Raw genomic sequence first — 11,727 nt, 5'->3', positions numbered from 1 at the left:
TCGCCCTGATGAAAAATCAGGACGAATACGTCACCAAAGGCGGGAAACTGGCTTGTTGAAAACCATAGAATCTCCCACATCTGTTTCGGGCCAGTTTCTCCTGTGCCGCCAACAGGATCCGCCTTGGTGCATGACTGGAGACAGGTGGAGCGGCATCAGCGCATACCGGGATGTATCGCCATGCCAACAAGGCGGTCCCTGTTGGCCTCACAGGAGTGACTGGCCCGAAACAGATGTGGGAGCGGGCTTGCCCGCGATGCGCCGCGCGGGCGGCGCTCGGTCTCACTGGCGCTGAAAATATCAGCTGGTACCTACCTCAAAACTCCACCGACGTCTGCACATACAACGTCCGCGGTTCACCGACATACTTGCCCTTGTTGTTGTCGTCGAATGACCGCGTGTAGTACTCGCGGTTGAACAGGTTCTTCACCCCCACCGCCACCTTCAGGTTCGACAGCTGCGGCCCGAAGTCATAGCCGGCGCGGGTGCTGACCAGCATGTAGCCAGGGATGCGCCCGGTGCTGCCATCGGCGCTCTCGGCACTGGTGTTGGCATTGTCGGCATACTGGCTGCTCTGGAAGCTGCCATCCAGGTTCAGCTGCCAGGGCCCTTCGCTGTAACCCACGCCCAGGTTGCCTTTGTGTCGCGACGAGAACGGCACCTGATTGCCCTTGTTCGGCCCATCTTCGCGGATGGTCGCGTCAACGAAGGCATAACTGGCGTGCACGTCGAAACCGGCCAGTGCCGGGCTCAGGCCATCCAGCGCATAGCGCACGCTGGTCTCGATGCCCTGGTGGCGCGTTTCGCCACGGGCGATCACCGAGTCATTGGTCTGGTTGCTTTCGTACTGGTTGTCGAAGTTGATCAGGAACACACCGAATTCGGCCTGCAGGTCGCCGCTGTCGTAGCGGGTACCGAGCTCCCAGGTACGTGCCTTCTCCGGTTTTACTTCGCCGCTGCTGACGCGGTTGGGCATCTGGCTGTACTGCACGCTGCCGAACGACCCTTCGGTGTTGGCGTACAGGTTCCATTGGTCGGTCAGGTGATACATCACGTTCAGTGCTGGCAGCGCGGTGTTGTAGCTGCCCTGGTAGCGTTGACCGTTGATCTTGTTGCTCTGCTCGGAATCGATCATCTCGTAGCGGATGCCCGGGGTGATGGTCCAGCGGCCGATGTCGATGCGGTCGTCCAGGTAGATGGCATGGGCCTCGGTGCTGCCACGGGTATCGCGGTCGTTGCGGCTGGCGGTGGTCGGCAGGCGGTCGGCGCTGGTCGGTTCGCGGTAGCGCAGTTCGTGCCCGGCTTCGTTGACGTAGCGGTAGCCGATGCCCAGTTCGTGCCAGCTGTCACCCAGGGCGACACCTTGCGAGAAACGGGTCTCGATACCACGCACCCAGTATTCGCGTGGCGACAACGAAACGAAGCTGCCCTGGTCCAGGTAACCGCTGCGCAGGGTCTTGGTGAAGAAGCTGTTGACGCTGAACTGCCGGTCGTCCTGCTTGTAGTCGTAGCCAAAGTTGAACAGCGTGCGACGGCCCCAGAACTTGTCCTTCAGGCGCGTCGACTGATACGGGTCGTCGTCGAAATCGGCCGTGCTCAGGCCACCGGGCATCTGGGCTTCGCCCTCGTAGTACTGGGCCATGGCATGCAAGCTGTTGGCGTCGTCCAGTTGCAGCTTGCCCTTGAGGATCAAGTCGTCGATTTGTGTGTCGCTATGCTCACGCCAGTCGCTACCGCGCACACCGGAATACAGCAGGGCTCCGCCCAGGCCGTTTTCATTGGTGCCGCCGACCAGCAGATTGGCACTGTTCTTCAAACCATCCTGGCTCGAAGACGGGCTGATCTGGTTTTGCATGGCGGCCTTGAAGGTCGCCTCTTCAGGGATGGCGCGGGTGACGAAGTTGACGATGCCGCCGACGTTCTGCGGGCCATAGCGTACGGCACCGCCGCCGCGCACCACGTCCACCGCATCCATGTTGCCCATGCTGATCGGCGCCAGCGAAAGCTGGGGCTGGCCATAGGGTGCGAACGGCACTGGAATGCCGTCCATCAGTACGGTGGAGCGCGATGCCAGGCGCGGGTTGAGGCCGCGGATACCGAAGTTCAAGGCCAGGTCGTGGCTGCCAGTGCCGTTGTTGTCCGGGGCGTTCACACCGGGGATGCGGTTGAGCACTTCACGCGCGGTGCTGGCGCCGCTGCGTTCGAATTCCTCGCGGCGCACCACGTCACGCGCACCGGGGTGTTCGAAGACGTTGTCCTGCTGCGCCTCGCCCAGCCAGTCGCCAACCACGGTCGAGGTGCCGAGCTCCACGGCAGCACCAGCGGCCGACGGAGCCACCGGTTGCAGGGTGAAGGCGTTGTCAGACTCCTGGCGAGCCTGCAGGCCACTGCCACGCAACAGCGCATCGAGACCTTGGGCGACCTCGTACTGGCCATCCAGCCCCTGGCTGGCAATGCCCTGGGTCAATTGCGAGCCGAACGAGATCAACGCGCCGCTCTCGCGACCGAACTGATTCAAGGCCTCTTCCAGCGAGCCGGCGGCGATGTGGTAGGTGCGTGTTTCGGCAGCGTGCAGCGCTGGGCTGGCGAGTCCGAGGCTGGTGACAAGCAGCAGGGCGTGGGCGAGCGGGTGAGGGCGCAAGGGCATCGACATGGATCCTGTGAGAAGGGGTTCTGCCTTCTCTGTCACGCGAGGGTGTGCAATCGGCTCAGGTGATCGAACATTTTTTCAACCGAGCCGAGGCTCGACCGTTACCCAGTAACGGGTGAAGCGTCGCACCCGCACTGGCAGCGCCACTTCCAGCATGTGCAGGATCTGCTCACTGTCATCCAGTGGATAAGAGCCAGATACCCGCAGGTTGGCCACCGTCTCGCTGCAGCCCAGTTGCCCCTGGCGATAGCGGCCAAGTTCTGCGAGGAAATCCACCAGACGCATCTGCGAGGCCACCAGCATGCCGTCGACCCAGGCGCCGCTGTTGCGATCCACGGGTGCAATGGCCTGCCAGCCGTGCGCGGTGAAGCGAGCGCGCTGCCCGGCAAGCAGTGCGTGGCCGGCAAAGCTGGCCTTGCCACTGAACACCGAGACCAGACTGAAACCGTCGAACTCACGCACGTTGAAGCGCCCGCTGTCCAGGCGCATGGCGCCCTGATCGGTACGCAGCAGCAAGGGGCGTGTATCACTGGCCACGTCCAGCGCCAGTTCGCCCTCGAGCAGCCGCACCAGGCGCTGCTGGCCGTCGAAGTGCACATCGGCGGCGCTGCGGGTATTGAGCTGCAGCAAGCTGCCATCGTCCAGCTGCATCCGCCGCCGTTGCCCGAGCGGGCTGCGGTAATCGGCCATCAGGCCCGGCAACGGATTGTGCGAATGCAGGCCAAAGCCGGTGGCACTGGCCACGCCGAACAGCAACAGCGCCTTGAGCGCACGGCGGCGGGCAGGGGAGTGCGGAGCCTGCAGGGTGGCATGCACCACGGGCGAGGCGACCCCACGCAGGCGCTGGTTGACCTGCTGGATATGGGCCCAGGCGCGCTGATGTTCGTCATTGGACAGCAGCCAACGTTGCAGGGCCTGTTGCTGACTGTGGTCGAAGTCGTCGCCTTGGGACTCGATCAGCCAGTGCACGGCCTGTTCGGCCACCTGTGCAGAAAACGAGCTGTTCACAGGGCGAAGTAGCAGCGCAGGGCTGCCTTGTTCAGGTAGCGCTTGACCGTAGCCAGTGAAATGCCCAGCTCGCGGGCGATTTCGGTCTGGCCCAGGCCGTCGACCTGGGCCAGCAGAAACACACGCTTGACCAGCGGCGGCAGGCCATCGAGCAGGCGGTCGAGTTCCAGCAGGGTCTCGAAGATGATCGCTTTCTGCTCTTCACTCGGGGCGACGCTTTCCGGGAGCTGGGCCAGCGCTTCGAGGTAGGCGCGCTCAAGCTCCTGACGGCGGAAGTGATTGCACAGCACGCGCTTGGCCACGGTGGCGAGAAACGCCCTTGGCTCGACCAGTTGCGGGGCTTCGCGCGCCTGCAGCAGGCGCACATAGGTGTCCTGGGCCAGGTCTGCGGCGCTTTGCGGGCAGCCCAGGCGCCGACGCAGCCAGCCGGTCAGCCAGTTGTGATGGGCGTGGTAGAGACCTTCGACCGTGGATGAGAGGGCGCTGGACACCGAGGATACTCCGGCGCCAACTAGCGCAACTGGTAGTAAGAATTGTTCGCATTATAGGGAGGTGTATCCACTCCGGCAATCCTCAGGCCTCCCGTCTCTCAGACTTTGCTTATGAGAATTGAAATCATTACTATTGCACCCCCATTTCCCGGACTCACGCCATGAAGCGCTCCGCCGCCGGACTTCCTCTCAGCTATCGCCTGGCCGTGGTTTCACGCAGCCTGGCGGCATTGCTGGGCGGCTATCTGCTGGCGTCGCTGGTCAGTGTCTGCCTGGCCCTGCTGCTGCCGTTGCCCCAGGTCGATGCCACGCTGACCGGCCTGATGCTTTCGTTCGTGTTCTACCTGCTGGCCTTCATCTGGTGCTTCGCCTGCCGCAGCGCCTGGCGTGCCTGGCTCGGCGTGCTGCTGCCGAGCCTGGTACTGGGGCTGCTCGGCGGGTTCGCCTACTGGATGAAAAACCCATGAAGGAAGGCTTCCGCCAGGCCATGGCCTGGCTGCATACCTGGACCGGCCTGATCTTCGGCTGGCTGCTGTTCGCCATCTTCCTCACTGGCACCCTGTCGTACTTCAAGGATGAAGTCAGCCACTGGGCGCAACCGGAAGTGCGCCGTCATGCACTCGACCCGGTAGCCAGCCTGGGGTTGGCCCAGCGCTATCTGGAGAGCAACGCCGCGCATTCGGGCAGCTGGATGATCCGCCTGCCCAGCGAGCGCGACGCGGCCTTGAATGTGGGCTGGCGCGACCCCGAGGGCGGGCGTCGAGGCTTTGTCAGGAAAGATCTGGACGCGCAGAGCGGGCAGCCGGTCGAGGCGCGAGACAGCCGTGGCGGCGAGTTCTTCTACCGCTTCCATTTCGAACTGCAGATGCCGTATCCGTGGGGCCGCTGGCTGTCGACGCTGTGTGCCTTCATCATGCTGCTGGGGCTGGTCACCGGGATCATCACCCACAAGAAGATCTTCAAGGAGTTCTTCACCTTCCGCCCCGGCAAGGGCCAGCGCTCGTGGCTGGATGGCCACAACGCCATCGGCGTGCTGGTGCTGCCGTTCCACCTGATGATCAGCTACAGCAGCCTGGTGCTGTTCATGTACATGGTCATGCCGGCCAGCATCATGGCCAGCTATGGCAATACCGGCGATTACTTCAATGACCTGTTCGGTCGCGACGAGGCACCCAAGGTGGCGAATGTCGCTACGCCACTGGTGCCGCTGGCGGGCCTCTATGCCAAGGTCCAGGAGCAAGTACCGGGCGCGCGCATCGGCTTCATCCAGGTGCAGAACGCGGGTGATCGCAATGCCCGTGTCACCTTCACTCAGTCATCGGCGGACAACGTCCCCTACAAGCGCAGCGCCAACTGGACCTTCGATGGTGCCACCGGTGAAATGCTGAAACAGGGCGCACCGGAAAGCGCCACGATGATGACCTCCTTCAGTTTCGCCGGCCTGCACATGGGCAACTACGCCGGGCCTTGGCTGCGCTGGTTGTACTTTGCCTTCGGCCTTGCCGGCACGGCGGTGATCGGCACCGGCCTGGTGATGTGGCTGGGCAAGCGCCAGCTCAAGCATGCCAAGAGCGAGCGCCTGCCGGGCGAACTGCGCCTGGTCGAAGTGCTCAACATCGCCAGCATGAGCGGCCTGATCCTGGCCGTAGCCGGTTTCTTCTGGGCCAACCGGCTGCTGCCCGTGGCACTGCAAGGGCGCGCCGACTGGGAGGTGAACACGTTCTTCCTGGTCTGGCTGGCGTCGCTGCTGCATGCCGTTCTGCGCCCTGGGCGCAAGGCCTGGGGCGAGCAGCTGGCACTGGGCGCACTGGCCTTTGCCCTGCTGCCATTGCTCAATGCCTTGAGCACGGGCCAAGGGTTGAACGCCTCTGTGCCTGCGGGTGACTGGGCCATGGCCGGGTTCGACCTTACTGCCCTGGCGTGCGGGCTGTTCCTGGCCTGGGTCGCAAGCAAGATGCTTCGTGCTCCGAAACCTGTCGCCAAGCGTGCGCCACGGGTGACCAAGGCAACGGCCGAAAGGGTCGAGGTGCTGTGATGCTGAGCATTGCCCTGATCGAATACGCCGGCTTCGCCGCATTGTGCCTGGCGATGGACAAACACTTCAGCGAGCTGCTCAAGCGCAAGCCCGGCCCCGGTCAGTTGCGTGCATTGCGCGTCGCGGGCTGGCTGTTGCTGACTTTGTCGCTGTTCCTCTGCGTTCACTGGCGTGGCTGGGCTCACGGTCTGGTGGAGTGGCTCGCGCTGTTGATGGCCGGTGCCACCCTGTGGGTGTTCGGCTTGCCCTACCTGCCACGTGCGCTGCTGGGCCTGGCTGCTGTCAGCCTGGTGCTGGGCCCGCTGTTGGCCATGTTTGCCGGGTGATGCCTTGAGCGAAACCGAGAGCGACGGCACCCGCGCGCGCTTCGTCGAGGTGTTCCTGGCCCAGCGCGCGCGCATGGAGGCGCTGGTCAGTCGCCGGGTGGGCTGCCGCGCCACAGCGTCCGATCTGGTACAGGAGCTGTTCCTGCGCTTCTGGCGGCGGCCCGAGGTCAAGGTCGAAGCGCTCGACACCTACCTGTTGCGCTGCGCCGGTAACCTGGCCATCGACCACCTGCGCAGTGAAGGCAGCCGCGAACGCGTCGCTGAGGCATCGCTGCCGCTGGATGACGCCAATCTGGCCCAGACGCCGGAGCAGGCTGTCGAGGTCGATCATGACCTGCAGCGCGTGGAAGCCGCCCTGCGAGCGCTGCCTGAACGTACCCGGCAGATCTTTCTGCTCAATCGCGTCCACGGCTGCACGTACGGCGAGATCGCCAAGGCCATGCAGCTTTCCCAGAGCAGCGTGGAAAAGCATATGATGCGCGCCCTCGAAGCGTGCAAGGCCAGTGTTGCCGAGCCCGCGACCTTCACTCGCAGGCCTGGGAGCGCCCGCCGATGAGCCAACCAGACCTGATCACCGCTGCCCAGTCCGAGGCTGCCTTGCAGTGGCTGATCCGCATCAACGAACAGCCGGCAGCGGCCAGCAGCGCGGATTTCAAGCGCTGGTTGCTCGAAGACCCAAAGCATCGCGAAGCCTACGCCGAGGCCCAGTTGCTGTGGCAGCTCAGCGAAGCGCCGGCAGCGCGTTTGGCCGAGGAAGAACAGGCAGATTTGCAGCGCTACCTGGAGGCCATGGCCAAGCCGCCTGCCAAAGGGCATTGGCGGCGCGCCGGCATGGCATTGGCCGCGGCGTGCCTGGTGCTGGCTGTCAGCATGGCGGGTGGCTGGCGGCCGAGTGACTGGCTGCTCAATCTGCAGGCCGATTTCAGCAGCAGTGATGCGATTCGCCTGGTGACCCTGGCGGACCAGTCACAGGTGACCCTGGATGCGGGCAGCGCCATCGCCGTCGAGTTCCAGCAAGGCGAGCGCCGTGTGCGTCTGTTGCATGGCGCAGCGTTTTTCCAGGTTACCCATACCGGGCAGCCATTCGTGGTGGAGGCTGCTGGCGGCGAGGTACGGGTACTGGGCACGCAGTTCGAAGTACGCGACCAGGGGCAGGGCGCGCAGGTCACAGTGCGCAGCGGGCGCGTGGCGGTTATCCCGGCAACGGGGCAGGCCGGCCAGGTACTGACGGCCAACCAGCAGCTGGCCTATGCCGACGGGCAAGCAGGTGAGCTGGCGAGCGTAGACAGCGACAGCCGCCTGGCCTGGCGCCAAGGTTGGCTGAACTATTACCAGGTGCCGCTGGCGCAGGTGGTGGCAGACCTGGGCCGCTACTACCCCGGCCGCATCGTGTTGCTCGACGGCGAGTTGGGGCGGCGCAAGGTCAGCGGCAGCTTCCCTGCAGATGAGCCTTTGGCAGCACTGGACTCGCTGGGCAAGGTGCTCGGGTTTTCTCGGCAGACCTTGCTCGGGCGCTTGACCGTCATTCGCTAGTTGCCTGCACCGGCCTCTTCGCGGGCAAGCCCGCTCCCACAGGATTACCGAAAGCTTCTAACTGTGCGCAGTATCTGTGGGCGCGGGCTTGCCCGCGCAGAGGCCGGTGCAGGAAAAAATTGTCATAAGCGGGTGAGGTAACAGGAGTTGGCATCCGTGTAATGAGTGGAAGTGCGATTCATTCGCAGTAATAACCCTCTCACAGGTCAGCGTCCATGAAGTTCTCTCCGCGTTGCGTTCCCCTCTGGCTCGGCCTTTCTGCGTGCTCGGCCATCACTGCTGCCCCTGGCCTCATGGCCGCCGAGCAACGCCAGCTGCACAGCTTCGCCCAGCCCAGCCAGCCGCTGGCTCAAGCCCTCAACGCGTTCAGCCGTGCCACTGGCCAGAGCGTGGTCTACACCCTCGAACTGCCCGGCGTGCAGGCCCCGGCCGTCAACGGCTCGTTCAGTGCCGAAGAGGCCCTGCAACAGCTGCTGGGCAACAGCGGCCTGACCTGGCGCCGCCTCGACGCACGCACTCTGACCCTCGAACCTGTGGATACCTCGGGCGCCCTCAACCTGCAGGCCACCACGGTGACCTCGCAAATGGACAGCTACAGCTATCAGCCACCCGCCAGTGCCTCGATCATGCGTGGCCAGGGCCCGTCCCAGGACATCCCCCAGGCGATCAACGTGGTGCCGGCCCAGGTCATCCGCGACCAGGCCCCGCGCAATCTCGACGACGCCCTCGCCAACGTCAGCGGCATCACCCAGGGCAACAACTTCGGTGGTACCTCCGACACGGTGATGAAACGTGGCTTCGGTGACAACCGCGACGGCTCGATCATGCGTGACGGCATGCCGCTGGTGCAGGGCCGCAGCCTGAACGCCAGCACCGAGCGGGTCGAAGTGCTCAAGGGCCCGGCCTCGCTGCTGTACGGCATCCAGGACCCGGGCGGGGTGATCAACGTGGTCAGCAAGCGCCCGCAACTGCAGCAGTACAACGCCCTGACCGTGCGTGGTTCCACCTACGGGAGCGGCAAGAACGGCAGCGGCGGTGGTTTCGACAGCACCGGTGCGCTGGGCGACAGCAACTTCGCCTACCGCCTGATCGTCGATCACGAGGATGAGGACTACTGGCGCAACTTCGGCGTGCACCGTGAGTCGCTGGTGGCGCCGTCGCTGGCCTGGCTCGGCGAGGACACCCAGGTGGTGCTGGCCTATGAGCACCGGGAATTTCTCTACCCATTCGACCGCGGCACGGCATTCGGCAGTAACGGCCACCCGCTGGATATTCCGGCCACCCGCCGCCTGGACGAACCGTTCAATGACATGGAAGGGCGCTCCGACCTGTACCGCCTGGAGGTCGACCACCAGTTGGCGGACGACTGGAAGTTGCACTTTGGCTATAGCTTCAACCGCGAGACCTACGATGCCAGCCAGGTTCGCGTGACCGGCGTGAATGAGGCCAAGGGCACGCTGACGCGCAGCATCGACGGCACCCACAACGCCATGAGCCGCGACCAGTTCGCCACCTTGAGCCTCAATGGCAATGTCGAGCTGGCCGGCCTGCAGAACGACCTGCTGTTCGGCATCGACCACGAAGACCGCAAGATCTTTCGCGGCGACCTGATCCGTCAGACCGCTCAATCCACCTTCAGCTACGTCAACCCGGTCTACGGCCAGGAAGTGGAGGGCACCACGGTGCGCGCCAGCGACAGCGACCAGACCGACAAGCTGCGCACCGACGCCTTGTTCGTGCAGGATGCGTTGCACCTGGACGAGCACTGGATCCTGGTCGCTGGCGCGCGTTACCAGCAATACGACCAGTACGCCGGCCGCGGCCGCCCGTTCAAGGCCAATACCGACAGCAACGGCCAAGCCTGGGTGCCCCATGCGGGCATCGTCTACAAGGTCGATGACCAGCTGTCGTTCTATGGCAGCTACAGCGAGTCGTTCAAGCCCAACTCCAGCATTGCCCCGCTGACCGGCGGCGTGGTGCTGGATTCGTCGGTGGCGCCGGAGGAGGGCAAGTCTTGGGAGCTGGGGGCCAAGCTCGATATGCCGGGCAGCCTTACCGGTACCCTGGCACTGTTCGATATCACCAAGCGCAACGTGTTGGTCGCCAACTTCGACAGTGGCACTGGCGAGACGGTCTACAGCAACGCAGGGGAAGTCAGCTCGCGGGGTGTCGAACTCGACCTGACCGGGCAGTTGAGCGAGCGCTGGAGCCTGATCGGCAGCTACGCCTATACCGATGCCAAGGTGACCAAGGATCCCGACCTCGAGGGCAACCGCCTGCAGAACGTGGCCCGGCACACCGGTTCGCTGTCGGCGGTGTATGACTTCGGCAGCCTGTTCGGCGGGGATCGCCTGCGTTTCGGCGCCGGGGCGCGCTATGTAGGCGAGCGGCCGGGGAGCTCGACCAATACCTTCGACCTGCCGAGCTACACCGTGGCCGATGCGTTCGCCACCTACGAGACCAAGCTCGACGAGCACAATGTGCGCTTGCAGTTGAACGTGAAGAACCTGTTCGACAAGGTCTACTACAGCTCGGCGGTGAACCAGTATTTCGTGGCGATTGGTGATGCACGGCAGGTGAGCCTGTCCAGCACATTCGAGTTCTGAGCCTTGTGCCGCCTGTGCCGGCCTCTTCGCGGCTAAAGCCGCTCCCACAGGGATATCACAGGTTTTGAAAACTGTGCAGTGACCTGTGGGAGCGGCTTTAGCCGCGAATGGCCATACGGTACTCGCCAGGGGTTGCACCGAACGCCTGGCGGAAGCGGTTGCTGAAATGGCTGGCACTGGCAAACCCGCACAGCAGCGCCACCTGGCCCAGGGGCAGCTCGCCCAGGCGCAGCAGCTGGCAAGCCCGGTGCAGGCGCCGGGCCAGCAGATACTGATGCGGCGGCAAGCCGAAACTGGTGCGGAACATCCGCGCGAAGTGATATTCGGACAGGTTGCAGCGCAGTGCCAGTTCACCCAGGGTAATCGGCTGGTCGAGGTGCGCCTCGATGTATTCCACCAGTTGCCGGCGCAAGCTTGGCGCCAACCCGCCTTTCAGGCGCAACCCCTGGCGCAGACCAACCTGGCTGAGCACGGCATGGTCGACGATCTCGTGGGCCAGGCTGCTGGCCAGCAACCGTTCAGCGGGCTCATCCCAGTCCAGGCTGATCAGCTGTCGAAAACGCACGGATTGCTGCGGGTCATCGAGGAAGGTCGCCTCCTGCAACTGCAGTTCGCGTGGCTCGCGGTCGAGCAAGCGCACGCAACCCAGGGCGAACTGCGCTTCGCTGATGTACAGGTGGGCCAGGCGAATCGCACCGTTCACCACCCAGTTCGACTCGTGCCCAGCCGGCATGATGCACAGCTTGTTTGGCGCACCCTTGTCGGCCGGGCGCTGGCGGCGGAAGGTACCGGTGCCATCGGCGATGTAGCACGACAGCGTGTGATGGCTCGGCGCCTGGTAGTCGCGGGCGTCATCGCGGTTGCTCCATAACGCCGCCGCCAGCCCGTCGCCCAGATGCGCGCTCAGCTCCAGCCGGGCGTTGGGCGAGGCGTGCATGGCGTTGAACACTTGCAGCTGGGTGAGTGGGGTCATGGGCGGCTCCTCTGGGCTCATCCTACTGCGCCAAGGTTTCCCTGGCAGCCACCTGTGGGCGAAAAGCGCAAGTTTGTGCAAGCGCATGGCGGTGGCCAGGGAGAA

At 64.3% G+C, this 11,727-nt stretch carries 10 protein-coding genes; 6 read left to right on the top strand and 4 right to left on the bottom strand.

Going from position 1 to position 11,727, the window contains the following annotated elements; translation table 11 throughout:
* Positions 1-316 precede the first annotated feature (316 nt).
* From fecA to N430_RS09875, 3 genes are all read right to left on the bottom strand, one after another.
* The gene (gene fecA, locus N430_RS09885) at positions 317-2,647 is read right to left on the bottom strand and encodes a TonB-dependent Fe(3+) dicitrate receptor FecA (protein ID WP_110635578.1); all 2,331 of its coding nucleotides are present in this window, start codon (positions 2,645-2,647) and stop codon (positions 317-319) included.
* Between the two features lie 81 nt (positions 2,648-2,728).
* Positions 2,729-3,658, bottom strand: a complete 930-nt coding sequence (locus tag N430_RS09880; protein WP_110635581.1) for a FecR domain-containing protein — start codon at positions 3,656-3,658, stop codon at positions 2,729-2,731.
* Positions 3,655-4,149: a sigma-70 family RNA polymerase sigma factor gene (locus N430_RS09875; RefSeq protein ID WP_110635584.1), complete on the bottom strand. Its 495-nt coding sequence runs from the start codon at positions 4,147-4,149 to the stop codon at positions 3,655-3,657. The genes N430_RS09880 and N430_RS09875 overlap by 4 nt, the downstream gene beginning before the upstream one ends.
* A gap of 161 nt (positions 4,150-4,310) precedes the next feature.
* Between N430_RS09875 and N430_RS09870 the strand changes: the two genes are divergently transcribed.
* The 6 genes from N430_RS09870 (at position 4,311) to N430_RS09845 (ending at position 10,649) form a co-directional block, all read left to right on the top strand.
* Entirely contained in the window at positions 4,311-4,616 is a 306-nt protein-coding gene (locus N430_RS09870; RefSeq protein ID WP_085675010.1) for a DUF3649 domain-containing protein, read from the top strand.
* Complete coding sequence (locus N430_RS09865) at positions 4,613-6,184, top strand: PepSY domain-containing protein (protein ID WP_110635587.1); 1,572 nt, start codon at positions 4,613-4,615, stop codon at positions 6,182-6,184. Before N430_RS09870 ends, N430_RS09865 begins: the two co-directional genes overlap by 4 nt.
* On the top strand, positions 6,184-6,510 hold the full coding sequence (locus N430_RS09860) for a DUF3325 domain-containing protein (protein ID WP_110635590.1): 327 nt from the start codon (positions 6,184-6,186) through the stop codon (positions 6,508-6,510). The genes N430_RS09865 and N430_RS09860 overlap by 1 nt, the downstream gene beginning before the upstream one ends.
* Positions 6,511-6,514: 4 nt before the next feature.
* A complete protein-coding gene (locus N430_RS09855) occupies positions 6,515-7,066 on the top strand; it encodes an RNA polymerase sigma factor (protein ID WP_256592116.1) in 552 nt (183 codons plus the stop codon).
* Positions 7,063-8,043 (top strand): FecR domain-containing protein, encoded by a 981-nt coding sequence (locus N430_RS09850; protein ID WP_110635595.1) that lies wholly within the window; start codon positions 7,063-7,065, stop codon positions 8,041-8,043. Before N430_RS09855 ends, N430_RS09850 begins: the two co-directional genes overlap by 4 nt.
* A gap of 215 nt (positions 8,044-8,258) precedes the next feature.
* Positions 8,259-10,649: a TonB-dependent receptor gene (locus N430_RS09845; protein ID WP_110635598.1), complete on the top strand. Its 2,391-nt coding sequence runs from the start codon at positions 8,259-8,261 to the stop codon at positions 10,647-10,649.
* Positions 10,650-10,746: 97 nt separating this feature from the next.
* On the opposite strand, the gene N430_RS09840 is transcribed toward N430_RS09845, so the two are convergent.
* Entirely contained in the window at positions 10,747-11,622 is an 876-nt protein-coding gene (locus N430_RS09840; protein ID WP_110635600.1) for a helix-turn-helix domain-containing protein, read from the bottom strand.
* Between the last annotated feature and the right edge of the window lie 105 nt (positions 11,623-11,727).

The organism is Pseudomonas sp. CC120222-01a (genome assembly GCF_003097235.1).
Classification (GTDB): domain Bacteria; phylum Pseudomonadota; class Gammaproteobacteria; order Pseudomonadales; family Pseudomonadaceae; genus Aquipseudomonas.
The sequence above is the reverse complement of the archived record's forward strand: the minus strand, read 5'-3'. Positions and strand labels throughout refer to the sequence as shown.

Excerpts from the sequence above, each read along its gene's own strand:
- N430_RS09860 (WP_110635590.1), top strand. The coding sequence starts at position 6,184 with ATGCTGAGCATTGCCCTGATCGAATACGCCGGCTTCGCCGCATTGTGC.
- fecA (WP_110635578.1), bottom strand. The coding sequence starts at position 2,647 with ATGCCCTTGCGCCCTCACCCGCTCGCCCACGCCCTGCTGCTTGTCACC.
- N430_RS09865 (WP_110635587.1), top strand. The coding sequence starts at position 4,613 with ATGAAGGAAGGCTTCCGCCAGGCCATGGCCTGGCTGCATACCTGGACC.
- N430_RS09840 (WP_110635600.1), bottom strand. The coding sequence starts at position 11,622 with ATGACCCCACTCACCCAGCTGCAAGTGTTCAACGCCATGCACGCCTCG.
- N430_RS09850 (WP_110635595.1), top strand. The coding sequence starts at position 7,063 with ATGAGCCAACCAGACCTGATCACCGCTGCCCAGTCCGAGGCTGCCTTG.
- N430_RS09870 (WP_085675010.1), top strand. The coding sequence starts at position 4,311 with ATGAAGCGCTCCGCCGCCGGACTTCCTCTCAGCTATCGCCTGGCCGTG.
- N430_RS09845 (WP_110635598.1), top strand. The coding sequence starts at position 8,259 with ATGAAGTTCTCTCCGCGTTGCGTTCCCCTCTGGCTCGGCCTTTCTGCG.